The organism is Bradyrhizobium sp. UFLA05-89 (genome assembly GCF_059803475.1).
Window position 1 is genome coordinate 25543 of record NZ_JBANBA010000003.1, and the last position, 25304, is coordinate 50846.

Here is a 25304-nt window from a genome sequence, read left to right on the forward strand (position 1 = left end):
GCGAGAGGAGGAAAGCGATGTCGAACTATGATCAGAATCTGGCGGCCTCAGGCCAGGCCGGCGGCAGCGCGATTGCGATTGACGCCGGACTGCGCGACTACATGTTGCGGATCTACAATCACATGGCCACGGGTGTCGGCGTGACTGCGGTTGCGGCGTGGCTGGCCTACCAGCTGGTTGATCCCGCCTGGCTGCAAAGTCCGGTGATGTGGATCTTCATACTGGCGCCGCTCGCGCTGGTATTCTTTCTGGGATCGCGCATCAATACGCTGTCGGTCTCCACCGCACGGCAGCTTTTCTTTCTCTATGCCGCGCTCGTCGGCATATCGCTCTCGATCCTGCTCCACATCTACACGAGCGCCTCGATCACACGCGTGTTCTTCGTCACCGCAGCGACCTTCGGCGCACTCAGCCTATTCGGATACACGACGCGGCGCGACCTGTCCGGGGTCGGCACCTTCCTGTTCATGGGCCTGATCGGCATCATCATCGCCAGCCTGGTCAACCTCTTCCTGAGGTCGACCGGGCTCGACTGGCTGATCTCGATCGTAGGTGTCGGCGTCTTTGCAGGCCTCACGGCTTACGACACGCAGCGCATCAAGGCGATGTACGACAGCGCGGACGATGAGACGTCGGCAGGCCGGAAGTCCGTTCTCGCCGCGCTGTCGCTCTACCTCAACTTCATCAACCTGTTCATGATGCTGCTGCGCCTTCTCGGCAATCGTCGCTGAAGCGGCGGAAGGCGGCGTCAAGCCGCCGGCCGCTCCGCTGCGCTGGCGAGCGCGTCGCGCAGCATCTTTTCCTTGCTCTCGTCCAGCGATGTCTTCAGCACGACGCCGCCGGCGTCCTTGATCTCCTTGAGCACCTTGTCCGCCGTCATGTGCTTGATCAGGACGAACAAGGCTGCGTTGCCGGTGTGGAGGTTACCGGACAGTTCCTTCATGAAGGCATCGTCGATGCCGAAATCGGACAGCGCGCCGCCGAGCGCGCCCGACGCCGCCCCGACCGCGACACCGAGAATCGGGTTCAGGAACAAGACGCCGATCAGGAGCCCCCAAAAGCTTCCGGTCATCGCTCCCACGGCCGTCGTGTTGACGAGCTGATTGAGCTTGATGCCGCCGGTATCGGTTTTGACGGCGATCACGGCGTCGCTGATGGTGATGAGGTATTCCTTCTGCAATTTGAGGAGCCGCTGACGCACCTCCTCGGCTTTTGCCTCGGTCGGGTACACGATCGCGACGAGATCGGACATCGAAACCTCCTTAAGCTTTAAGCTTTGTCGGCTGGGCGGAATGCTGCTGATGGTGCGCTCCGGCGCGACGGTAGTCCGCGGGCGCTACGCACGGCATCGGAGAAAACCCTGGGCTCAAAGGATGAATGTTCTGATGCGCGAAGGGGCACGCGCGAGGCGATCGGCGTCGTCGCCGGCGAGGAGGGAAATCCTGATCCGCGACTAGGTAATCACCCGATATTCCCTGCAGGTCCGAAAGCGCATGGTCGCAAGCATCGACAATAGCCGATTGGCGAGGACGCTTCCGACTGCGCGAGGCCTCCATGACTACGACGTCATCGATCCAGAAGCTTTCGCTGTTTGCGCTGACTGCGATGGTGGTCGGCTCGATGGTCGGCTCGGGCATCTTCTCGTTGCCGCGGACCTTCGGTATCGCAACCGGTCCGTTCGGAGCCATCTTTGCCTGGTGCATCGCCGGCGGCGGCATGTACACGCTGGCCCGCGTTTTCCAGTCGCTGGCCGAACGCAAGCCCGATCTCGACGCCGGCGTCTATGCCTATGCCAAGGCGGGATTTGGCGACTATCCGGGCTTCCTCTCGGCACTCGGCTACTGGTCCGGGAGCTGCATCGGCAATGTCTCCTACTGGGTGCTGATCAAGTCGACGCTCGGCGCGTTCTTTCCCGTGTTCGGCGATGGCAACACTGTCACCGCGATCATCGTCGCTTCCATCGGCATCTGGCTGTTCCACTTCATGATCTTGCGCGGCGTGCAGCAGGCGACCGCGATCAACACCATCGTCACCATCGCCAAGATCGTGCCGATCCTGGTCTTCATCGCGATCCTGATCTTCGCCTTCAAGGCGGACATGTTCCGCGCCAATTTCTGGGGCGGCGAGGGCATGCCGGACAAGAGCCTGTTCGAGCAGATTCGCGCGACCATGCTGGTCACGGTGTTCGTCTTTCTCGGCATCGAGGGCGCCAGCGTCTATTCGCGCTATGCCAGGGAGCGTTCCCATGTCGGAGCTGCAACGATCCTCGGCTTCGTGATCGTGACGAGCCTGATGGTGTTCGTCACCATGCTGCCCTATGCCGTGCTCCCGCGCGCCGAGATCGCGGATATGCGCCAGCCGTCAATGGCGACGGTGCTGGAGGCGGTCGTCGGGCATTGGGGCGCCGTCTTCGTCAGTATTGGACTCCTGATCTCCGTGTTGGGCGCCTATCTCGCCTGGTCGCTGATCTGCGCCGAAGTGCTCTCTGCCGCCGGCCGGACGCGAGACATGCCGGCGGTGTTCGGCACGGAGAACGCGAACAAGGTGCCGGCCGCGGCGCTGTGGTTGACGAACGTGGTCGTCCAGCTCTTCGTCATTAGCACCTATTGGTCGCGAGACGCCTTTGCATTCATGCTCAATTTGACGAGCGTCATGAACCTCATTCCGTTTTTCCTGGTCGCCGCCTATGGGCTCTTGCTGGTCAGTCGGGGCGAGACCTATGAGAAGCGTCCGGACCAGCGCAGACGCGACATGATCTTCACCGGCATCGCCGTCGTCTACACGCTGTTCCTGATCTATGCGGCCGGGATGAAATACCTGCTGCTGGCCGCCATTCTCTACGCGCCCGGTACGGTTTTGTACTTCTGGGCTCGACTGGAGCAGAAGGCAAAGGTCTTCAAGCCGGTCGAATGGATCATCTTCATCGTGGCTGTGGTCGGCGCTGTGGTCGGGATTCACGGACTGGCCACCGGCTACATCACCATCTAGGCAAGACCCTCTAAGCAAGGCAGTTGCCATGGCAAAGCAAGCTTCGGATTCCTCCACTGCATTCGGCGTGCATTCTGAGGTCGGACAGTTGCGCAAGGTGATGGTCTGCTCGCCGGGCCGCGCCCATCAGCGCCTGACGCCCTCCAATTGCGACACGCTGCTGTTTGACGACGTGCTCTGGGTCGACAACGCCAAGCGCGATCATTTCGATTTCGTGCAGAAGATGCGCGACCGCGGCATCGAAGTGGTCGAGATGCACAACCTGCTCACCGAGACCGTCGCGATCCCCGAGGCCAGGAAATGGATTCTCGACAACCAGGTCGTTCCCAACCAGGTCGGGCCGGATCTCGTCGATGACCTGCGCGCCTATCTGGAAAGCCTCAAGCCGCGTGACCTGGCCGAAACCTTGATCGGCGGTGTTTCCACCTACGATTTTCCGGACGCCCATGGCGGCGAAACGCTGCGGCTCATTCGCGAGGCAGCCGGCATGACCGAGTATCTGCTGCCGCCACTGCCGAATACGCTGTACACGCGCGATACGACCTGCTGGATCTATGGCGGCGTCACCCTCAATTCGCTCTATTGGCCGGCGCGGCATGAAGAGCCGATCCTCGCCACGGCCATCTACAAGTTCCATCCGGATTTTGCGGGCAAGGTCAACGTCTGGTGGGGTGACCCGACCCAGGATCATGGCCTCGCAACGCTGGAAGGCGGCGACGTGATGCCGATCGGCAAGGGCAACGTCCTGATCGGTCTCAGCGAGCGCACCTCGCGGCAGGCGATCAGCCAGCTTGCTGCGGCCTTATTCAAGAAGAAGGCGGCCGAGCGCGTGATCGTGGCCGCAATGCCCAAGCTCCGCGCAGCGATGCATCTCGATACAGTGTTTACCTTCGCCGATCGCGACTGTGTGCTGATCTATCCCGACATCGTCGATACCATCAGGGCGTTCTCGTACCGGCCCGCAAACAACGCCACCGGCATCGAGTTGCGCAAGGACGACAAGCCGTTCGTGCAGGTCATCGCGGAAGCACTGGGCCTGAAGAAGCTGCGCGTCATCGAGACCGGCGGCAGCGCCTATATGCGCGAGCGCACGCAGTGGGACAGCGGTGCCAATCTGGTCTGCGCGTCGCCCGGGGTCGTATTCGCCTACGACCGCAACACCTACGCCAACACTTTGCTGCGCAAGGAGGGGATCGAGGTCATCACCATCGTCGGCGCAGAACTCGGCCGTGGCCGGGGGGGCGGTCACTGCATGACCTGTCCGATCACGCGGGATGCGGTGGACTATTAGGCGGCAGACCTGAGCGCTCGGTGACCGTGGCGGAATAGGTTCCGCCGCCACGTCGAGAGAGGCATCTTCGGAGGCCTTTTAGTATCTGTTGCATTGATGTTGAGCGTCGGCCCGCGGCCGGTTTGGCACGAAATGCACAGTCGTGCGCTTGATCTCACATATTCGGGATTTCAATCCGCACAGGGCTCTACTTGGTAGTGTACCCGGCCCGGGGGTGTATAATCGCGCAAGCCCGAGGGCGCGGGTTCTGATCCAGAGATGATCATCCGGCGTAGCGTCGAGGGGCAGGGAGCGACTCTCGCGTTCGGGAACATTGAAGGCTTGGCATTGAGCTTCGATGCCGAGGTCGCTCAAAAAGTGAGTGCGTACCGTGAAGCTACGTGGCTCTCCCATCTGCGAGTCAAGTCGAGCCGGCGTCGGGGAATGGCTGCCAATCGGTCCGGAGGAACAACTGGCCGACGCGCAGCCGAACGCCAACCTGGTGTCGCTCCAGGAGTGTATCCAGCAGCGGATCGCGTCCGATCTTCACGATTCGACCTGCCAGTATCTGATCGCCGCGAGCCTCGGCCTGATGCGTCTGCGCAGCTGCCTGAATGATCCGGCTGGAGCTGCGCGGCTATGTGACGAGATTGATGCCTCGATCGACGAAGCGCTGCGGGAAATCCGAGCGTTCGCCTATCTGCTGCACCCGCAGAATCTGACCGTCGACGGTCTGAAAGCAACGATTGAACGCTATTCGCGGGGATTTTCCGCGCGGACATCCCTGCACGTCACGACCAGGATTTCGTCGGATATCGATCGCTTGTCGCGAGACAAGCAGCATGCGTTGCTTCGGGTCATCCAGGAGGCCCTCACGAACGTCTTTCGTCATGCGAAGGCGACGGAAGTGAGAATCGCCATCGCCTCGACCGGCAGCCATTTTCAACTGACGGTCAGTGACAACGGGCGAGGATTTCCGGCTGACCGTACGAGATCCGGCACGAGGGCTGTGATGGGCGTCGGCATTCCGGCCATGCGGGCCAGATTGCAGCAGATTGGAGGCACTCTGCATTTCCAGTCCGACTCGGCGGCGCGACATTCCGGCACCACATTGCTGGCGGTGTTGCCGCGCGATTTCGTCGCAAGCAAACGCAACAGGAAGACCACAACAGTGGCGAGGGTCCACGCAGGCACATCGTGAAGGAAGAAAACTGATCACCGGTGGTGGCCGAAATCATCTCTCGCGCCTGGCGTCTGGGGCAGCCACCGTGTCAAGAAAATGGAGTGCGCTGCCATGAAGCGGTTTCTCATTGCAGATGATCACGAGGCCGTGCGGTCGGGCTTGCGAGCCGTGCTCGAGCAGCGGGCGGATTGGGAGGTGGTCGCTGAAGCCAATGACGGCAGCAAGGCTGTTGCCGCTGCGATCGCCAACCAGCCCCACGTCGCCATCGTCGATTTTTCCATGCCGCGCATGACGGGGGTGGAAGTCGCGCGGCGGATCAGGGAATACCCGCTTCAGACCGAGGTGCTGATCTTCACGGTGCACAATTCCAGCCTGCTCGCGCAGGAGGCGTTCCAGGCAGGTGCGCGCGCCTTCCTGCTGAAGTCCGACGCCAACAAGCTGCTGCTGGCGGCGGTCGAGGCGCTCCTGGCGCACAAGCCGTTCTGTAGCAGGAGCTGTCAGAACGAACTGGATCGCGGCGTGGCCCCCGGCATGGACAGCAGGCAGGCGCTCACCCCGCGTGAGCAGCTCGTCGTCAAGCTGGTTGCGGAGGGCTACAGCAACAAAGGCATCAGCTCCATCCTGGACCTCAGCGTCAAGACGACGGAGGCGCACCGGGCGGCGGCGATGCGCAAGCTCGATGTGAATTCGACGGCCGGACTGGTCCGTTACGCGGTGCGGGCCGGGCTGATCGAGGTATGAGGCCTTTGAGTACAATCGCCGAGGGATTTCAGGGTTTTGTGGGATAACCCGCTGGACCCCGACCGGTATGATCGCTCGATGTTTCTGCCGGTCGCCTCCATCGATCGCCCGATGGGCTCGCGGGCCGGCATACGGGAACGACGTCGTGAAGCGCATCGTGATTGCGGATGATCATGAAGTCGTGCGCTCCGGGCTGCGGGCGATCGTCGAAACCCGCTCCAACTGGATCGTCAGCGGGGAGGCCACCAATGGCGAGCAGGCGGTCGCGTTGGCGTTGGAGACACGGCCCGATATCGTGATCGTCGACTATTCGATGCCGCTCATGAACGGGCTGGAGGTCAGCCGTCGTCTCAAGGCGCTGCATGTGCGCACGGAAGTGCTGATCCTGACGATGCACGAGAATGAGGAGCTGCTGACCGAGGCCATCCTGGCGGGAGTCCGTGGGTTCCTGTTCAAATCGGACGCCAGGAACCACCTGATTTCCGCCATCGAGGCGCTGCTCGACGGCCGACCTTACTTCACCAGCCTGCTGCTGGAGAAGCTGCTCCACGACTACCAGCTCAACAAGCAGAACAAGTCGGCCATGCTGCTCACCTCGCGCGAGCAGAGCGTGGTTCAGCTCATTGCTGAAGGACATACCAACAGGTCCATCAGCACCATCCTGAAGCTGAGCGTGAAGACCGTCGAGACGCACCGCGCCTCGGCGATGCGCAAGCTCGGAATGTCGTCGACGGCTGAGCTGGTTCGCTATGCCATTCGCAAGAGACTGGTGGCGCCGTGAAGGGTCGCTTGGGGAGGGCCGTATCTCGGTGATGGGCCCCGACGCAGCGCGATCAGCAGCCTCGACAGATCGCCAGCTTGCCGTCGAGGTCGCTCTCTTCGCGTGTGGGCCGAAGGTCGCTCGCAAGAGACGGATCCTCGCTCCGTGTTACCTGCCGCTCGGCGGGCAGAGGTGCATAGTCCAAAAGGCGCGAGTTGGACGTCAGGGTCGGGGGGACCGCCGGATTGGCTGGCGCCGCCAATCCTCCGCCGTGCGCGCTGCCTTTTGCATACGCTGCGGCCGCCGCAACCAGAATAAGGATTACTACTGCGACATGCACTGTGGCTGCTCTCTGCATGTTAGCCTCCGTTCAACTTGCCCGGCGTCGACTACGGCGTCGCGCAAATTATCCATCTGACAGTTTGACGCGGGTAGACAAATCGGTGTGAGTCGCAGCCGTCGTCGATGAATTTTCGTTAAGGCTGGCGGCAAGCGTCGTGACGCGCGAGATTGGAGAGCAAGGTTGGAGATGACCGCTCGTGTGCTGCTCAGCCTGTGATCGTCCAGGCACGGCGGTTGGCGGCAAAGATTTCACCGATCTGGTCCTCCGTGATGATCAGAGCGCCCCTCATGACTCGCTCACCGATCGGCCGCCGTTTCAGCGAGAAGCCAATCCCGAAAGACGACGAGGGGCGGGTGGAGCGTTCGTTCAGACGGCCACACCAGATAGTATCGTTCAGAGCTCTCCATTGGCAGGTTGAGTGCGCGCACGAGGCGACCGCTTGCCAGCTCGTCCTGAATCAGGAATGTGGGAAGAAGCGCAACGCCGACGCCGACCATCGCCGCCTGGGCAACCGTGGCAAACTGATCGAAATACATCGTCTGGGCTGACGCGCCTGCAACGCCCTGCGCAAGGAACCATTGGTCCCATGCGTTCGGGCGCGTCGAGATGCTGAGCAGCAATGCCTTCCTGATGTCGCCCGCCGTGCGAAAGTGGAATTGCTTCCTGAGCTCTGGACTGCAGGCGGGAACGACTTCCTCCGAGCGCAGCAGGATCATCTCGGCGCCCGGCCAGTTCGGTGATCCGAAATGGATCGCTGCATCCAGCGGCTCGGAACGAAAATCGAAGTAGGACAGGCGCGTTGCAAGATTGACGGTGACGCCCGGATTCTGCGCCAGAAATCTTGGAAGGCGTGGCGCCAGCCAGCGCGTGCCGAACGTCGGCAGGATCGCCAGATTGAGCGTGCCGCCCCTCGGATTGGCCCGCAGGTTAAACGAGGCGGTGCTGATCTTCCGCAGCGCGTCGCGAATCTCGCGCGCATAGGCTTCGCCGGCGGGCGTCAGCCGAATGGTCTGGCGCGCGCGGACGAAGAGTTCGACATCGAGCTGCTCTTCTAGCGACTTGATCTGCCGGCTGACGGCTCCCTGGGTCAGGCTGAGCTCTTTGGCTGCCAGCGTCACGCTGCCGGTGCGCGCCGCCGCTTCAAACGCGGCGAGGAGGGCGGTTGACGGCAGGAAGCGGCGGGTCGGCTGCATCTTATTCCAGAATGGAATGATCTATTGAATAATTGTCGTTTCCGGGCGTTGAAAAGGCAAGAATACTTCGAATACTTCATGCTAATTTCGCATGACTATTGTGGCAGTCCCGGCCGGTTCCCGACTGCGGCCTGACGAGAATTAGCCATTGACCAGCGTGCCACTTCAGTTCGATCAAAGAGCCGGCGCGCTCACAGCCAGACGCAACGGCCGCGCCATTCAATTCAACGTCGACTTCGGAAAGCCTGTCATGTCCGTCATATCAGCCCCTCAGACACAAGCTCACACCGCCGATCTTGCCACTGAGGTCGACAGGCTCCTCACCGACCTCGGCGTGAGCCGCGTGAGCTTCACGGAAGGCACGCTCGCCGTGCAGACGCCGATCACCGGCAGGATCGTCGGGAAGGTCAGGGAAGTCAGCGCCGCCGATGCCGCCGCGCTGATTGCGAAGGCGCATGCGGCTTTCCAGGTCTGGCGGCTCGTGCCGGCACCGAAGCGCGGCGAGCTGGTCCGGCTGTTTGGCGAAGAGCTGCGTGCCAACAAGCAGGCTTTGGGCCGACTGGTGTCGATCGAGGTCGGCAAGATCGTGTCCGAGGGCCTCGGCGAGGTCCAGGAGATGATCGACATCTGCGACTTCGCCGTCGGGCTGTCCCGCCAGCTCTATGGCCTGACCATCGCCACCGAGCGCGGCGAGCACCGGATGATGGAGAGCTGGCATCCGCTTGGCGTGACCGGCATCATCTCCGCCTTCAATTTCCCGGTCGCGGTCTGGGCATGGAACGCGGCGCTGGCACTCGTCTGCGGCAACAGCATCGTGTGGAAGCCGTCCGAGAAAACCCCGCTGACGGCGCTGGCGACGCAGGCGCTGTTCGACCGCGCGCTGACGCGGTTTGCGACGGAAGGCGGAAGCGCGCCTGCAGGACTTGCGGCGCTGCTGATTGGCGGCCGCGACCTCGGCGAGCTGCTTGTCGATCATGCGAAGGTCCCGCTGGTGTCGGCTACGGGCTCGACCGCGATGGGCCGCGCCGTGGGACCGCGGCTCGCCAAGCGCTTCGCGCGCGCAATCCTCGAGCTCGGCGGCAACAATGCGGCGATCGTCGCGCCGACGGCCGACCTCGACCTGACGCTGCGCGGCATTGCCTTTGCTGCGATGGGAACTGCCGGCCAGCGGTGCACGACGCTTCGGCGTCTCTTTGTCCATGAGAGCGTGTATGACAGCTTCGTTCCGCGGCTGAAGCGGGCCTACGCATCTGTTTCCGTCGACAGTCCCCTGGAAGCCGGCACGCTGGTTGGTCCGTTGATCGACGGCACGGCCTATCGTGCGATGCAGGGCGCGCTCGAGGCCGCGAAGGCTGCGGGGGCCGCCATTCACGGCGGCGAGCGAGTTGCCGTCGAGGGAGCCACGGATGCGCATTACGTTCGTCCCGCGCTGGTCGAGATTGCTGCGCAGACGGGGCCAGTCGAGCAGGAGACCTTCGCGCCGATCCTCTACGTGATGAAATACAGCGATCTGAATTCCGTGCTCGAACTGCACAATGCCGTTCCGCAAGGGCTCTCCTCGTCGATCTTCACCAACGACCTGCGCGAAGCCGAGACGTTCCTGTCGGCGCGCGGCTCCGATTGCGGGATCGCCAACGTCAACATCGGTCCGTCCGGAGCGGAGATCGGCGGCGCCTTTGGCGGTGAGAAAGAAACCGGCGGTGGACGCGAGTCCGGGTCCGATGCATGGAAGGCCTATATGCGCCGGGCCACGAACACCATCAATTATGGCCGGACACTCCCGCTGGCCCAGGGCGTCAAGTTCGACGTGGTGTGAGACCTGATGCAGGATGATCCCCGATCGCACGGTCTTTGGGCGCTGACGGCCCCGGCTGCGCCCGAGACCAGGCCGCTCGTGGGCGAGCTGGACGTCGACGTCGTCGTCATCGGCGGAGGATATACCGGCATTTCATCCGCGCTTCATCTCGCCGAGCAAGGCGCGCGCGTCGCCGTGCTCGAAGCCTCGGAAATCGGATTCGGCGGATCGGGGCGCAATGTCGGTCTCGTCAATGCGGGCATGTGGGTCATGCCTGACATTCTCACCGCGACGCTGGGGCAGACCTTTGGCGAGCGCCTGATCGATCTCCTCGGTCACGGACCGCAGAAGGTGTTCGATCTCATCGAAAAGCACGGCATCGATTGCGAGCCGGAGCGCGCGGGCACGCTGCACTGCGCCGTGGGAAGCAAGGGCCTTTTGGAGATCAAGGCCCGCGCGGAGCAATGGCAGCGGCGCGGTGCGCCCGTCGAGGTGCTCAACCCCGAGGAGACGCGTGCCAAGATCGGCGGCGGCGACTACGCAGGCGCGCTGCTGGACAAGCGCGCCGGCACCATTCAGCCGCTCGCCTATGTCCGCGGCCTGGCGCGTGTCGCGCTCGGTGCGGGCGCGAAGATATTCACCCAAAGTCCCGTTCTCGCTGCGAAGGACGGCTCGCGATGGACGATCGAAACGAAATCAGGATCGGTCCGCGCGGATTGGGTGATCGTGGCCACCGATGCCTACGCGCAGGGACCGTGGTCGCAGGTTCGGCAGGAGCAGGTTCATCTGCCCTACTTCAATTTCGCGACCGAGCCCCTGTCGGATAATCTGAAGGCGTCGATCCTGCCGGGACGGCAGGGCGCCTGGGACACCAAGCAGGTGCTCTCCTCGTTCCGCTTCGACCGCGCGGGCCGGCTGGTGTTTGGCAGCGTCGGTGCGCTCGAGGGCAGGGGTGCCGCCATCCACCGAGCGTGGGCCATTCGTTCGCTGCGAAAATTGTTTCCGCAGCTTGCCGAAATCAGGTTCGAGGCCGGCTGGTTCGGCATGATCGGCATGACCTCGGACAATCTGCCGCGCTTTCACAAGCTCGACCGCAACGTCATTGCCTTCAGCGGCTACAACGGTCGGGGCATCGCGCCGGGCACGGTGTTTGGCGGTGTGCTGGCATCCTATGTGCTTGGCCACGTCACGGAAAAAGATCTTCCGCTGCCGGTCGCATCTGGCGAGGAGCCGCGTTTCCGCCTCGCGCAGGAGGCTCTGTATCGCGCTGGATCCCAGCTCGTTCATCTGACCGAAGCGCGGCTCTAAAGCGCGATGAGATTGGGATGAATCGTCATTGCGCTTTAGGTTGTTAGCATGATCTGCGTGCAAACGCGTTCCGCGTTTGTCGCGAGGGAAAACCGCTTCACACTTTTCCAGATCATGCTTTAAGCCGTCGAACCATGAAAGAGGATGCCTTGCTGCGCTACTATACCGCCGCCGAGGTCGAGGCCGGCCTCGACTATGCCAGACTGATCGACGCGCTGGCCGAATCCTTTCGGCGTGGCGGCGAGGCGATGCCGGTTCGGCAGAGCTACGACGTCGGAACCTCCGACGCGCCCGGTCATCTCCTGACCATGCCGGCCTGGGAGCGCGGGAAGGCGCTTGGGGTCAAGCTCGTGACGGTATTCCCTGCGAACACGTCCTGCGGCCTGGGCGCGGTGTCGTCGCTCTACACGCTATTCGACGGCGCGACCGGTCAGCCGCGTGCGCTGATCGATGGCGAGGCACTGACCAATCGGCGGACCGTCGCAGCTTCCGCGCTTGCCTCGCGCTATCTCTCGCGCCCGAACAGCAAGACTCTGCTGGTCATTGGCACGGGTCGCATCGCGGCCTGCCTGCCCGCTGCGCATCGTGCCGCGCGGCCGATCGAGCGCGTGCTCGTTTGGGGCCGCAATCCGCAGCGCGCGCAGGGCTTTGCTGGCGATATCTCTGGCCAAGGGTTCACCACCGAGGCGGTTGCCGACCTGCCGGCGGCGTTGGCCGAGGCGGATATCGTCAGTTGCGCGACGACATCGGTCGAGCCCATCGTCCTCGGCCGACAGTTGAGGCCAGGCACGCATCTCGATCTCGTCGGCGCATTCACCCGCAACATGCGCGAGAGCGACGACGAGGCCGTCTGCCGCAGCCGCGTCTTCGTCGATACCTATGGCGGCGCGCTCGCGGAAGCCGGCGACCTGCTCCAGCCGATCGCGGCCGGACGTTGGGACGCCGCCAGGATCTGTGGTGATCTGCATGAGTTGACCAGTGGCGCGCGGCCCGGTCGTCTGGAGGAGAGCGAGATCACGCTGTTCAAGTCAGTCGGGGCGGCGTCCGAGGATCTCGCGGCGGCCTCGCTCCTCGTCGGCGGATGGGAGTCCGGAATTCGCGCCTGACCGGTTCAGCGATCGGCGGTCAATTGCTGGCGATAGCGCTCGGCGTCCCAATTCAGTAATGCATGCTCGTTCTCCGCCGAGAGATAGCGGACCTCTGCTGTCAGAGGCACACGGCAGGTCACCAGTCCGAGACAGGTCAGCATGGCCTCGGCGCCATCGCTTGCATCCTTGCGAATGATGCAGCCGAGGCCGGGAACGAGGAGCGCAACCGGAGGCGGATGCCGGTCCGCCTGGCCTCGCGACGTCCGGATGCGCAGATCCTCGCCATGGTCCAGCACTGGCAGGCCGGGACCGAGAAAGACGACATGGTCCGGATACAGCGAGCCGCTGGTTGCAATGGCCCGGCTGAAGCGGTCGATCGCGACGCCGTGGCAGAGCGGGTCTTTCGGCGAATGATAGTCCGTGCCGGCGCAGATTGAGCGCAGTGCCTCATCATCGGCGGGTATTGCGCTGCGCGGGGTGAGTGCGAGCCGTCTCTCCACCTCATCCACCAGCGCTTCCGCGGCCCCACAGCTTTCGGCGCCGACGACCAGCCCGTGGTTGCCGAGGATCAGGATATCTACTGCATCCTCCGCCAGAACATCATTGACGGCCTTTGCCAGCGGAAGTCCCGGATGATGGTAGTCGAGCCAGCGCCATGCCAATCCGTCGAGGCGCCTGGCAAGCTCCTCGCGTGCGTCGGACCGCACCGCCCAGGCGATCGTGTTGACCGAATGGACGTGCAACACGACCGGATGCGGCATGAGCGCGTGGAGCGAGGTCTCGATCGAGGCGCGCAGCGTCGTGTTCGCGTCGGGGGCAAGAGGCACCTTTTCGTCGCCTTGCATGAGCGCGGCGCGCGCTGCGCCGAGCGACACCGGCACGAAGATGTCCTTGGCTTCCGCATCCGCAAGCCAGGTGCCGGATGCCTTCACCCAGAGCACGTCACCATCCTTGATCGAGGAGTTGCCGCCGGCGCCCTGCACCAGCAGGATGTTGCGGCCGACGCGGGCCGACATATCGCGGAGTTCATCGAGTTGCGCAGGCGCACGCATCGCGGGGCCTCACCAGGTCAAGTGATTCATCAGCCAGTTCGGTGTCATCTCCTGCGATCCCGCCAGCATGCGGATCGCCGCCGGCAGATCGGGCGCGCCTGCGAGCGCGTCCCGGTGCACGCCGGCACCGAGGAGCAGGGTCAGCATTCCCTTGGCCCGTGCGCCAGCGACATCATGATCGAGAGAATCGCCGATCATCAGGACGCGCTGCGGATCGGGATGGCCGAGTTGCTCCAGCGCCGCCTCGAAGATCGGTGGGTGCGGCTTGCCGACGAATGCCACGGCGCCGCCAAGTTTCTCGTAGAACCGCGCCAGCGCGCCCGGCGCCGGGATCAACCCGCTTGCGCTGAACATGGTCAGATCAGGGTTGGCGCACAGCATCGGCAACTGTCGCGCTGCCGCCGCTGCGAAGCGCGCTCGCCAATGCTCGGGCTCGGCGACGTCGTCATCGAGCCCGGCCAGCAGGATGAAATCGGCTTTCTCGATCTCGGTCGCGATCGAAAGGTCAAGACGGTCGACGACGGAATGATCGCCGCCGCGCGTGATGAGAAAACAGGAGCGGCCGAGATCGGTGAACGGGGCGCGTGAGCGCTGCCGCAAGCCCGCCCAGGTCACTTCGCCCGAGGTCAGGATGCCGTCATAGGCCGTCGGCGGCAGGCCGAGCCTTGCAAGCCGCTCTTCGTTGCTGTGTGCACGCTTGCCGGAGTTCGACAGCACCAGAACGCGCTTTCCTGCCGCCTTGAGTCTTGCCACGCAGTTCCGCGCGGCCGGAAAGACGGTGCCGCCTTCATGAAGCGTGCCCCATTGGTCGAGCAGCACGTGATCGAACCGGTCGGCGATCGCGCTCAACGCATCGATTTCGATGGTGCCGGCTCTCATGACGGGCTGCCTTGCAAGGCCAGCAGCGCAGCGCCATAGCTTGCCTCGGTTTGCTCGGCCGTCGTGACGGCAACACCGAGCGCGCGGCGCCTGATCTCGGTCCATGCCGGGTTCTTCGCACCGCCGCCAATGCTGACGACGCGGCGCAGTCGCGGTGCTCCGAGCGCAGCGAGACGCTGATAGGCGAGGGCTTCGACCGAGGCGATGCCTTCGAGCAGCGCCTGGAAGAAGCGATGATCTTCCGCCGGGCGCGGCGTGATCCGTGCGGCCAGTGACGGATCGGCGATCGGGAAGCGCTCGCCGGGTTTTGGCAGCGGATAGTAGTCGAGCCCGGTTGGCTTCTCCGGCCGCAGTTGCGGTGTCAGCCGTTCCATCTCTGCGGCCGAAAAGTGTGCGAGCAGCGCCCCGCCGCCCGAATTGGAGGCGCCACCGGCGAGCCAGCGCTCGCCGAGCCGGTGCGAATAGACGCCCTGATCGGCGGCGAAGATCGGCTGCGTCGCGAGCAGCTTGACGACCAGCGTCGTTCCGAGCGAGGTCACGGCATCGCCGGGGCTATCTGCGCGCGTCGCAATGAAAGCGGCGACGCCATCGGTGGTGCCGGCCGCGATGCGCGCCGTTTTCGACACGCCGAGCTCCGAGGCAATCGCCGGATCGATCTCGGCAAACGGTGTCCCCGGCACCAACACGCGCGGCAAAAGGCTGTGGGGCACGCCAAGCTGATCGAGCCAGGCCGGCCAGCTGCGCGTGACGGGATCGTAGCCGAGTTTAAGGACGTTGTTCTCGTCACTGACGCCGTGGTTTCCGGCCAACCGTCCGGCAATCCAATCGGCCTGATGCACGGCAAAGCGCGCGCCTCTCGCTTCGCTATGGCCGAGCAGGTGAAGCAGTTTCGCCAATGCGCTGCTGGCGCCGTGAGCGCCGCTTTCCTCCGGCGCGACCGTTGCAATGTGCTGGGCTTCCTTTGTCGCGCGGGCATCGTTGTACATCAGCCCCGGCGTGCAAGGACGGCCGGCCGCGTCGACTAGGAGCAGCGTGCCGGACGTGCCGTCAACGCACACGCGCTCGACGGCTTCGAGATCGATGCTGCGTCCGAGCTTGCTGATCGCAACGACGCTCGCGTGCCACCATAACTCCGGATCCTGATCGATCGCATGACCGTCCTGTCGCGGCGGGGGCAGGGTGGCCGCTTCCATGCACTGGATGTCGCCGCGCGCATCAATGGCGCAGGCGCGCACCCCGCTGGTTCCAACGTCGATGCCGAGGAACATACCCGTCATCGGATCTCACCTCTCTTTGGCACTCTGACGATCGCGGTCCAGATCACAATCACCGCCGCGATTGCACTGCAGCACGTTTGGGGGATTGACGTCCCGGCCGGCCTCTGCAATTTTTTGCAAGACGTGAAGAAATTTGCAAGCGGGCTTTTTCGCCGTGGTGATGCAACCGGACAGGCTGGCGACGACTGACGGCGAAGCGTCGCTCGCGACACGCGCGGCCTGGCTCTATTTCGCCGCCGGACTGACTCAATCGGAGGTCGCCGACCGCCTCAACATCCAGAGCACCAAGGCGCACCGGCTGATCGCGCGCGCCAGCCGCGAGGGGATGATCCGGGTCTTCGTGGAAGGGCCGGTCGCCGAATGCGTCGCGCTGGAGAACATACTGGTCGAGCGCTACGGGCTCTCCTTCTGCCGCGTCGCGCCCGATCTCGGCGAGGGCGACCTGCCGCTGAAGGCGCTGGCGCTGGAGGGTGCCAGCTTCCTGCGACAGATCCTCGAGCGCGGCGAGCACAAGATCATCGGCGTCGGCCATGGCCGCACGCTCGCCGCGATGGTGGAGCAATTGCCGCAGACGCCGGCCCGCGGGGTGCAATTCGTGTCGCTGCTTGGCGGACTGACGCGGAAATTCGCCGCCAATCCGTTCGACGTCATCCATCGCCTCGCCGAGCGCACTGGCGCGGAGGCCTATCTTCTGCCGGTTCCCGTTTTTGCCAATTCCGTCGCCGACCGCGCCGTGCTGATGCAGCAGTACGGCATCGCCGACGTGTTCGCTCTCGCCCGCAAGGCCTCGCTGCTGTTCGTCGGCATCGGCCAGATCCACGCCGAGGGCTTTCTGGTCTCGAGCGGCATGATCAGGCCGGACGAGGTCGTGGACCTGAAGCGGGAAGGCGCCTGCGCCGATCTGCTCGGCCATTTCTTCAACGCCGATGGCGAGATGCTCGACATCGACCTCTCGGCGCGCGCCACCTCGATGGAGGCGGCGGATTTGCGGAATCACCGCATCGTCGCCATCGGCGGCGGACTGGCAAAAGTCACGGCGCTGCGCGCAGTTTTACGCAGCGGCCTCCTGCACGGCCTCATCATCGATGAGGTGACAGCGCAGGCACTCGCTACCGACAAGCCGGAGGCAACATCCGGCAAAACCAAGAACAAGAGTCGGAAGGGAACGTAAACGCGCACCATGGGAGGTTGCAATGCACGACCGCGAGAAGAATCTGTTCGATTCCTACGCCGGCAAACGTATCAGCCGGCGTGATCTACTGGATGGAGCCGCCAAGCTCGGCATCGCCGGCGCAGCGGCCAATGCAGGCTTCGCCTCTGCGATGTCGCGGGCAATGGCCGCGGACTTCAACTGGAAGGCCTATAGCGGCAAGTCCGTCAAGCTGCTCTTGAACAAGCATCCCTACGTCGATGCCATGATCGGCGATCTCGAAGCGTTCAAGACGCTGACGGGCATGAACGTCACTTACGACATCTTCCCGGAGGACGTCTATTTCGACAAGGTGACCGCGGCACTGTCCTCGAAGTCGGATCAGTACGACGCCTTCATGACCGGCGCCTACATGACCTGGACCTACGGTCCGGCCGGCTGGATCGAAGATCTCAACACCTACATCAAGGATCCCGCCAAGACCAATCCGGCCTTCGCTTGGGACGATGTGCTGCCCGGCCTGCGCTCATCGACCGCGTGGGACGGCGTTGCGGGCTCTGAACTCGGCTCGGGCAAGGCCAAGCAGTGGTGCATCCCCTGGGGCTACGAGCTCAACAACATCGCCTACAATCGCAACATCTTCGACAAGGTCGGCGTCAAGCCGCCAAAGAACCTCGACGACATGCTCGAGGTGGCCGCGAAGATCACCAAGGATGCGGGCGGGCCTTACGGCGTTGGCGTGCGCGGCTCGCGATCCTGGGCGACCATCCATCCCGGCTTCCTCTCGGCCTATTCGAACTTCGGCCAGAAGGACTTTGTGATGGAAGGCGGCAAGCTGAAGGCCGCCATGAACACCAAGGCTTCGAAGGATTTCCACGAGAAATGGGTCAAGATGATCCAGGGCTCGGGTCCGAAGAACTGGTCGACCTACACCTGGTATCAGGTCGGCACCGACCTCGGCGCCGGCGCATCCGGCATGATCTTCGACGCCGACATTCTCGGCTACTTCATGAACGGCGGCGACAACAAGGAGAAGGGCAATCTCGGCTACGCGCCGTTTGCCGCCAATCCGGCCGCAAAGGCGCCGACGCCGAACGTCTGGATCTGGTCGCTCGCAATGTCGAGCTTCTCCAAGCAGAAAGATGCGGCCTGGGTGTTCATGCAATGGGCAGCTTCCGTCGAGCACGATCTGTTCGGCGCTCGCAAGATGGACTTCGTCAACCCGGTGCGCGCCTCGGTCTGGAAGGACTCAGAGTTCCGCGACCGCATCGCGAAATCCTATCCCGGCTATCTGGAGCAGCATGACGTCTCGGCCCCGGGCGCCAAGATCTACTTCACGGCGCAGCCGCTGTTCTTCGACCTGACCACCGAATGGGCGGCCTCGCTCCAGAAGATGGTCGCCAAGGAGATCAGCGTCGACGAAGGCCTCGACAAGCTCGCCGACAGCATCAACCGTCAGCTGAAGCAGGCAGGTCTAGGTTAGGCCAGCTCGGTTGACACCTTTCGTGGTGCCTCAATTCCTCCGTGCCACGACAACCCGCCGGTTCGGAGCGCTACCCGATCCGGGCCGGCGGTGTTGCAGTGAGTATGTGATCCCGTATCATCATGAGCATGGTTCAACTCCTTCAGACCTCTGCGCTTCCGCGCCGCACCATGAAGCTGCGCGGGCGCATGTTGCCTTACCTGCTGAGCCTGCCGGCTCTGCTCGTCTGCATCGCCATCCTCGTGCCGTTCGTGACGGCCGCGGTCTATTCGCTTCAGCGCTACCGGCTGAACCTGCCGTACTTGCGGGGCTTCATCGGGGTCGACAACTACATCGACTTCCTCTCCGATCCCGCGTTCTGGAATACGCTGCGCATCTCGCTCGTCTATACCGCCTTGACGGTGGTGCTCGAGCTTCTGCTCGGCCTTGGCATCGCGCTGCTCCTGCGGCGGCCGACGCGCTTCCATAACGCGGTGTCGATTGTGCTTCTGTTGCCGCTGATGACCGCGCCCGCAATCGCCGCGCTGATGTGGAAGCTGATGACCAATCCGAGCTTCGGCATCCTGTCCTATCTGGTCAGCCTGCTCGGCGTGCACGACTTCAAATGGGCGTCGGACCCGTCGAGCGCGCTGTTCACGGTCGTGCTGGTCGATGTCTGGGTCTACACGCCCTTCATCATGATCCTGCTGCTCGCCGGCCTGCGCTCGCTGCCGCGCCAGCCGTTCGAGGCCGCGGCGCTCGACGGCGTCCCGGCAAGCTTCGTGTTCTTCCGCATCACGCTGCCGATGCTCGCGCCCTACATCATCACGGCCTCGCTGTTCCGCCTGCTCGATTCCATCCAGCAGTTCGACATCATCTATGCGATGACGCAAGGCGGGCCCGGCGACCGGCTGATGGTGTTCCAGGTCCAGGCCTATCTCGAATTCTTCCAGTACACCAATGTCGGCCGCTCGGCGGCGCTGCTGATGATCCTGTGGCTGATTACCAACATCCTGTCGAATATCTTCATCAAGAACTGGCTGCGGCTGCGCGCACGCGCCCACGGTCACGCGTAAGGCTGAGGAGGCGGCGATGGATCATTCCAGTCTCGCGGGTCGCATCTTCCGGGGCGTGGCGCTGGCGCTTGTGCTGATCTTCTTCATGTTCCCGATCGTCTGGATCCTCATGATGTCGTTCCAGACGAATGAGCAGATCCTGCGGATTCCACCGCGCATCCTGTTCGAGCCGACGCTTTCCAACTACCAGGCCTTGATCTCGGGCCAGCTGCGCACCACCGCAGGCAATCTCGAGATCTCCTTCATGCGCAATCTCATGAACAGCTTCGTGCTATCGAGCGCGGCGGTGCTCCTGGCCCTGCTGCTCGGCGTACCCGCGGCCTATGCCTTTGCGCGGTTCAAGTTCAGGCTCGGCGAAAGCATCGCGTTCACGCTGCTGTCATTCCGCTTCGCGCCGCCTCTGCTCGTCCTGCTGCCGCTGTCACTTTACTACCAGCAGCTCGGGCTCAGCGACACGTATTTCGGTATCGTCTGGGTCTATCAGCTCATCGCGCTTCCGCTGATTCTTTGGATCGTGCGTGGCTATTTCGAGGACATCAGCCCGGACATCGAACACGCCTATCGGCTTGCCGGTCATTCCTGGCGCGAGGCCTTTACGCGCATTGCGGTGCCGCTCGCTGGTCCCGGCATCGCGGCCGCGGGTCTGCTGTCCTTCATCTTCTGCTGGAACAATTTCGTCTTCGCGCTGATCCTGGCCTCCGCCGACAAGCAGCCGGTGACCGTGGGCGCGCTGGCCTTCGTCACGGCCTCCGGCATCCAGTACGGGCAGATCGCGGCCGCTATCGTCCTCTCGGTGACGCCGACGCTGCTGCTCGCGCTCTATGCGCAGCGCTATCTGGTCGAGGGGCTCTCGCTCGGCGCGGTGAAAGGCTGACACATGGCGCGTCTCGAACTCAATTCCGTCGGCAAGGCTTTCGGCGCGGTGCGTTGCGCCGACAACCTGTCGCTGGCGGTCGAGCCCGGCGAGATCGTCGCGGTGTTCGGGCCATCGGGCAGCGGCAAGACCGTGCTGCTGCGCATGATCGCGGGCATGTTCGAGCCCGACGAGGGAGATATCCTGGTCGGTGGGCGATCGATCGTCGGCGCGCCGCCGGAGCAGCGCGGCATCGGCATGGCCTTTCAGAACTTTGCGCTGTTCCCGCACATGAGCGCGCAGGACAACATTGCGAGTGGTCTGCGGGCGAAGGCCAAGGGACGAGAGTTGGCTTCGCGGGTCACGTCGATCAGCCGGTTGTTGAAGATCGAGCATGTGCTCGGTCATATGCCCCGCGAATTGTCGAACGGGCAGAAGCAGCGCACGGCGCTGGCGCGTGCGCTGATCGGCAATCCGGAGGTGCTGCTGCTCGACGATCCCTTGCGCAACGTCGACGCCAAGCTACGCTACGAGATGCGGCTGGAGTTGCCGAGCCTGTTGCGCCGCAGCTCTGCCGCGGTGCTCTACGTCACCCAGGACTATCGTGAAGCCATGGCGATTGCGGACCGCATCGCGGTGTTGATCTCGGGGCGTCTCGTCCAGGTCGCGCGCCCCGAAGAGATTTACGCCCGGCCGGCGTCCGTGGCGGTGGCGCGCCTGTTCGGTGATCCCAGCATCAATCTTGCCGAAGTCACACCCCACACTGAACAGGCGGGCCTGACGGCCGAAATTGCCGGGACAAGAGTCAGGCTCGATCCCGTGGATCAGCAGGCAGCCGACCTCGGTCAGTGCTGGCTCGGCGTTCGCCCCGATGATCTCGTCATCACCCGGTCAGCCAGTGAAGACGCGGTTCCCGCGCGCATCGTCGCGGTCACACCGATGCACGAAAGGGCCGTGCTGCTGCTGCGCTTTGCCGACGGCTCGGAGTGGCTCGCGGCACTGCCGCCGGATTCGCCGATGGCGAGTGCCGACGACGGCGTCTTCGTCCGTTTCGCGCCAGAGGCGACGCTGTTGTTCGATCGTGCGACCGGGCTCCGGGTTGGTCTGCCGCACCGGCGTCAGGCGGCGTGAGGAGAGCGGACCCATGGCCATGCTCGAAATCAGGAATGTCGACAAGGTCTACAGCAGCCGCGGCAAGCCGCCGGTTCACGCCGTACGCGCGCTCGACATGGAAGTGAAGAAGGGCGAGATCGTTGCGCTGCTGGGATCGTCCGGCTGTGGCAAGACCTCGACTTTGCGGATGATCGCAGGCTTCGAGAGCGTGACCTCGGGCGCGATCGCGCTGTCGCAGCGGCGGATCGACGAGCTGCCGCCGGCGAAGCGCAAAGTGGCCATGGCCTTCGAAGGCTATTCGCTCTATCCGCCGCTGACGGTGCGCGAGAACATTGCCTTTGCGCTCAAGGCCCAGCAGCTCTCGCGCAGCGAAATATCGCGCCGGGTCGAAGCGGTCGCGCGACTGGTCGAGATCGAGGATATCCTGGACAGCTTTCCGCGCACCATCTCGGGCGGGCAGCAGCAGCGTGTGTCGCTGGCGCGTGCCTTGGTGCGGGACGCCGACCTCTACCTGCTCGACGAGCCCATGGGACAGCTCGAGCCGCAGCTCCGCGCTGTGCTGCGCGGGCGGATCAAGGGCTTGCTGGCCGAGCGAGGCATGACGGCGATCTTCGTCACCCACGACCAGACCGAGGCGAGCGCGCTCGCCGATCGCATCGCGGTGATGGAGGACGGCGTCCTTCAGCAATTCGCCAGCGAAAAGGAACTGAAGAACCGCCCGGCCAACCTGTTCGTTGCCAGCTTCATCGGTGAGCCGCCGATGAATCTGCTGGAGACGGGGGTTGCACCCGCCGATGGCGGCTTCCGCCTGTCGGTAGGCTCCGATATCGCGTTCCAGATTCCGGGTGATGCGCTCGATCAGGGCGCGAAACGCGCGCTTGAACAGGGCAAGCACGTCCGGGTTGGTATCCGACCGCAGAAAGTTGCGGTCGGGACAGGCGATGTCCGCGCGCGCGTCGTATCGAATCAGTGGCTCGGCGACCAATCGCATGTCGCGGGCGAGTGCGCCGGCCATCTCCTGATCGCGGTGACACCGAACCGGATCGCGGCGCGGCCTGGCGACGTCATTCCGTTTGCGCTGGAGCCGCGTCACCTCCACATCTTCGGCGCTGACGGCACCTGCATTCGCCATGCGGAGGGGAGCTGACCATGCAGACCTCGCCGCAGCGCGACGTGATCATCGGCATCGATGCCGGCACGTCTCTGATCAAGACCGTGGCGTTCACGCGTAACGGGCGGCAGCTCGGCGATTTCTCTCTGCCCAATACATACACGACCTCACCCGGAGGCCGCGTCGAGCAGGACATGTCGCGGACCTGGACCGACACGGTCGCCGCATTGCGCGGCCTGGTGGCGGCGGTGCCGGATATTTCCCAGCGTCTCGCGGCCATTGCGGTCACAGGGCAGGGCGATGGCACCTGGCTGATCGATGATGATGGCCGCCCGGTTGCGCCGGCGCTGCTATGGCTGGATTCCCGCGCCGCCGGCCTTGTCGAGGGAATCCGCTCCAGCGAGCGCAATGTCGCGCTCTATCGGCGCACCGGCTCCGGGCTCAACGCCTGCCAGCAGGGGCCGCAACTCGCCTGGCTGCAAGCGCATGCGCCCGAGACGTTGTCCCGGGCCAGGACTGCCTTCCACTGCAAGGATTGGCTCTATTTCCTGCTCACCGGCCAGCGTGCGACCGATCCGTCGGAATCGACCTTCACGTGTGGCGATTTCCGCAAGCGCCGCTTTGATGCGGAGACAGCGCGGCTGATCGGCATCGCCGATAGTGCGGCCCTGTTTCCCGAGGTCATCGACGGGGTCACGACGACACATCCGCTGAGTGCGGCTGCCGCGATTGAGACCGGACTGCCCGGGGGCGTGCCGGTCTCGCTCGGCTATGTCGACGTCGTCTGCAACGCGCTGGGCGCGGGCCTCTACGATCCTTCACCCGATGTCGGCTGCACCATCATCGGGTCCACCGGCATGCACATGCGCCTTGCCACCAGCGCCGACGCGGTCACGCTGAACGCGGAGGCGACCGGCTACACCATGCCGTTCCCGGTCGCTGGTCACTATACGCAGATGCAGTCCAACATGGCGGCAACGCTGAACATCGACTGGCTGCTTGATCTCGCGCGCGATCTGCTCGCCGCCGAGGGCGTCGTGCGTTCGCGTGCCGATCTGATCCGTCGTCTGGACGAGAAGGTGTTGACGGCGAAGGCCGGCGAGCTCTTGTTTCATCCCTTCATCTCCGATGCCGGCGAGCGCGGGCCCTTCGTTGCCCATGAGGCTTGCGCCCAACTCATCGGTCTGCGGTCGCGTCACGGCTATTGGGACCTGATGCGCGCCGTGATGGAGGGGCTCGCCTTCGCCGCCCGCGATTGCTATGCCGCGATGGGCGCGTTGCCGGGCGAGGTGCGGATCACCGGCGGCGCAGCGCGCAGCCGCGCGCTCGGGACTATCCTCGGGGCCGTGCTTGAATGCGATGTGCGCGTCTGTGGCCGCGGCGAAGCCGGTGCGGCTGGCGCTGCGATGATTGCGGCCGTCGCAACCGGCCTTTATTCCGATATGACCAGTTGTGCCGAGGATTGGGTGAGACCGCATTTGAACGAACGACAAACGCCAGATGCCGCATTGGCCGCGCGCTATGCGAAAATGTTTCCGGCCTACCTGGAGGCGAGGCTGGCGTCGCGACCGGTCTGGAAGCAACTTGCCGCGCTGCGTGCTGGAGCCGGTCATGTCTAGCTCCATCGCCATCGTCGGTGACCGCTTCATGCTGCCGTCGGTGTTCGCCGAGAAGATCAACGCGGCCTGCGGGAGCGGCGTTGATATTCGCCTTCTGGAGCAGCCCTGGCCGGACGAGCCGATGGAGCATGGCTATGCCGGCTCGAAGCTCGATGGGCTGAAGGAGTTCATGGGCGATCCGGACGAGGTCGCCGAGTTCATCGGCGACGCAGCGTTGCTCGTGACCCACCTCGCACCGATCTCGCGATCGATGCTGGAGCGCTTGCCGAATCTCAAGTTCATTGCGGTCTCGCGTGGCGGTCCCGTCAATATCGACATGCAGGCTACGCGCGATCACGGGGTGGTCGTGGTCAATACACCCGGTCGCAATGCCAGCGCGGTGGCCGAGTTCACCATCGGAGCCATTCTTGCCGAGACGCGCCTGATCCGCAGCGGACACGAATCCTTGCGCGGCGGCGAATGGCGAGGCGATCTCTATCGCGCCGACCGCACTGGTCGCGAGCTCGGCGAGATGACGGTGGGCATCGTCGGTTACGGCGCGATCGGCACCCGCGTGGTGAAGCTGCTCAAGGCGTTCGGCTGCAAGATCCTGGTCGCCGACCCCTACGTCCAGCTCAGCGCGCAGGACCGCAATGACGGCGTCGAGCATGTCGGCCTGGCCGACCTGCTGGCGCGCGCCGACGTCATCAGCCTGCATGCGCGGGTCACCGGCGAGACGACGGGCTTCATCGATCGCGCGGCGCTCGGGCGGGTCAAGCCCGGCGCATTCCTGATCAATACGGCGCGCGGCCCGCTGGTTGACTACCAGGCGCTCTTCGAGGTGTTGTCCTCGGGGCGCCTTGGTGGCGCCATGCTCGACACGTTTGCGGTCGAGCCGGTGCCGCCGGACTGGCGGCTCCTGCAACTGCCGAACGTCACGCTGACACCGCACATCGCCGGCGCCTCCTTGCGCACCGTCACCATTGCCGCCAATCAGGCCGCGGAGGAGGTGCGCCGCTATCTCGCCGGCGAGCCGCCGCTCAACCCTTGCTGAAGACGAAAGG

Annotated in this window: 22 protein-coding genes; 17 read left to right on the plus strand and 5 right to left on the minus strand. The window is 64.1% G+C overall.

Annotation, left to right across the window (positions count from 1 at the left end; all coding sequences use genetic code 11):
• Positions 1-17: 17 nt before the first annotated feature.
• The gene (locus SO139_RS02260) at positions 18-731 is read left to right on the plus strand and encodes a Bax inhibitor-1/YccA family protein (RefSeq protein ID WP_449377356.1); all 714 of its coding nucleotides are present in this window, start codon (positions 18-20) and stop codon (positions 729-731) included.
• A gap of 17 nt (positions 732-748) precedes the next feature.
• Here the strand turns inward: SO139_RS02260 and SO139_RS02265 are convergent, their stop codons facing one another.
• Positions 749-1252, minus strand: a complete 504-nt coding sequence (locus tag SO139_RS02265; RefSeq protein ID WP_254113161.1) for a DUF1269 domain-containing protein — start codon at positions 1250-1252, stop codon at positions 749-751.
• Between the two features lie 302 nt (positions 1253-1554).
• On the opposite strand from SO139_RS02265, the gene SO139_RS02270 reads away from it, so the two are divergent.
• The 5 genes from SO139_RS02270 to SO139_RS02290 all read left to right on the plus strand — a co-directional run bounded on the left by SO139_RS02270 (position 1555) and on the right by SO139_RS02290 (position 6963).
• Positions 1555-2988, plus strand: a complete 1434-nt coding sequence (locus tag SO139_RS02270) for a basic amino acid/polyamine antiporter (protein WP_449377355.1) — start codon at positions 1555-1557, stop codon at positions 2986-2988.
• Between the two features lie 28 nt (positions 2989-3016).
• Positions 3017-4279, plus strand: coding sequence for an arginine deiminase (gene arcA, locus SO139_RS02275; RefSeq protein WP_449377354.1), 1263 nt, complete (start codon positions 3017-3019; stop codon positions 4277-4279).
• Positions 4280-4649: 370 nt separating this feature from the next.
• On the plus strand, positions 4650-5459 hold the full coding sequence (locus SO139_RS02280; protein WP_449377353.1) for a sensor histidine kinase: 810 nt from the start codon (positions 4650-4652) through the stop codon (positions 5457-5459).
• Positions 5460-5552: 93 nt separating this feature from the next.
• On the plus strand, positions 5553-6182 hold the full coding sequence (locus SO139_RS02285; RefSeq protein WP_449377352.1) for a response regulator transcription factor: 630 nt from the start codon (positions 5553-5555) through the stop codon (positions 6180-6182).
• Positions 6183-6327: 145 nt separating this feature from the next.
• Entirely contained in the window at positions 6328-6963 is a 636-nt protein-coding gene (locus tag SO139_RS02290; RefSeq protein ID WP_027521051.1) for a response regulator transcription factor, read from the plus strand.
• A 618-nt stretch (positions 6964-7581) separates the two neighbouring features.
• Here the strand turns inward: SO139_RS02290 and SO139_RS02295 are convergent.
• Entirely contained in the window at positions 7582-8478 is an 897-nt protein-coding gene (locus SO139_RS02295) for a LysR family transcriptional regulator (protein WP_449377351.1), read from the minus strand.
• A 250-nt stretch (positions 8479-8728) separates the two neighbouring features.
• Between SO139_RS02295 and amaB the strand changes: the two genes are divergently transcribed.
• From amaB to lhpI, 3 genes are all read left to right on the plus strand, one after another.
• Positions 8729-10294 (plus strand): L-piperidine-6-carboxylate dehydrogenase, encoded by a 1566-nt coding sequence (gene amaB, locus SO139_RS02300; protein WP_449377350.1) that lies wholly within the window; start codon positions 8729-8731, stop codon positions 10292-10294.
• Positions 10295-10300: 6 nt separating this feature from the next.
• Positions 10301-11581 carry an NAD(P)/FAD-dependent oxidoreductase gene (locus SO139_RS02305; protein WP_449377349.1) on the plus strand — a complete coding sequence of 427 codons (1281 nt, stop codon included), beginning with the start codon at positions 10301-10303 and terminating at the stop codon, positions 11579-11581.
• 134 nt (positions 11582-11715) lie between these two features.
• Complete coding sequence (lhpI, locus tag SO139_RS02310; protein WP_449377348.1) at positions 11716-12687, plus strand: bifunctional Delta(1)-pyrroline-2-carboxylate/Delta(1)-piperideine-2-carboxylate reductase; 972 nt, start codon at positions 11716-11718, stop codon at positions 12685-12687.
• Between the two features lie 5 nt (positions 12688-12692).
• On the opposite strand, the gene SO139_RS02315 is transcribed toward lhpI, so the two are convergent.
• Genes SO139_RS02315 through SO139_RS02325 form a run of 3 tightly spaced genes read right to left on the minus strand, consistent with a single transcriptional unit; the run spans position 12693 to position 15877 of the window.
• Positions 12693-13721, minus strand: coding sequence for a class II aldolase/adducin family protein (locus SO139_RS02315; RefSeq protein ID WP_449377347.1), 1029 nt, complete (start codon positions 13719-13721; stop codon positions 12693-12695).
• Between the two features lie 9 nt (positions 13722-13730).
• Positions 13731-14600, minus strand: coding sequence for a TIGR01459 family HAD-type hydrolase (locus SO139_RS02320; protein WP_449377346.1), 870 nt, complete (start codon positions 14598-14600; stop codon positions 13731-13733).
• Positions 14597-15877, minus strand: coding sequence for an FGGY-family carbohydrate kinase (locus SO139_RS02325; RefSeq protein WP_449377345.1), 1281 nt, complete (start codon positions 15875-15877; stop codon positions 14597-14599). The genes SO139_RS02320 and SO139_RS02325 overlap by 4 nt, the downstream gene beginning before the upstream one ends.
• 160 nt (positions 15878-16037) lie before the next feature.
• Here SO139_RS02325 and SO139_RS02330 point away from each other — a divergent pair, with 160 nt between their 5' ends.
• From SO139_RS02330 to SO139_RS02365, 8 genes are all read left to right on the plus strand, one after another.
• Positions 16038-17048, plus strand: coding sequence for a sugar-binding transcriptional regulator (locus SO139_RS02330; RefSeq protein WP_449377424.1), 1011 nt, complete (start codon positions 16038-16040; stop codon positions 17046-17048).
• Positions 17049-17070: 22 nt separating this feature from the next.
• Complete coding sequence (locus SO139_RS02335; protein ID WP_449377344.1) at positions 17071-18510, plus strand: extracellular solute-binding protein; 1440 nt, start codon at positions 17071-17073, stop codon at positions 18508-18510.
• Between the two features lie 128 nt (positions 18511-18638).
• Positions 18639-19565 (plus strand): carbohydrate ABC transporter permease, encoded by a 927-nt coding sequence (locus SO139_RS02340; protein WP_449377423.1) that lies wholly within the window; start codon positions 18639-18641, stop codon positions 19563-19565.
• A gap of 16 nt (positions 19566-19581) precedes the next feature.
• Positions 19582-20439, plus strand: a complete 858-nt coding sequence (locus SO139_RS02345; RefSeq protein ID WP_449377343.1) for a carbohydrate ABC transporter permease — start codon at positions 19582-19584, stop codon at positions 20437-20439.
• Positions 20440-20442: 3 nt separating this feature from the next.
• Complete coding sequence (locus SO139_RS02350) at positions 20443-21549, plus strand: ABC transporter ATP-binding protein (protein ID WP_449377342.1); 1107 nt, start codon at positions 20443-20445, stop codon at positions 21547-21549.
• Between the two features lie 19 nt (positions 21550-21568).
• Entirely contained in the window at positions 21569-22678 is a 1110-nt protein-coding gene (locus SO139_RS02355; RefSeq protein WP_449377422.1) for an ABC transporter ATP-binding protein, read from the plus strand.
• Positions 22679-22680: 2 nt separating this feature from the next.
• The gene (locus tag SO139_RS02360) at positions 22681-24261 is read left to right on the plus strand and encodes an FGGY family carbohydrate kinase (protein ID WP_449377341.1); all 1581 of its coding nucleotides are present in this window, start codon (positions 22681-22683) and stop codon (positions 24259-24261) included.
• Positions 24254-25294: a 2-hydroxyacid dehydrogenase gene (locus tag SO139_RS02365; RefSeq protein WP_449377340.1), complete on the plus strand. Its 1041-nt coding sequence runs from the start codon at positions 24254-24256 to the stop codon at positions 25292-25294. The genes SO139_RS02360 and SO139_RS02365 overlap by 8 nt, the downstream gene beginning before the upstream one ends.
• Positions 25295-25304: the final 10 nt, after the last annotated feature.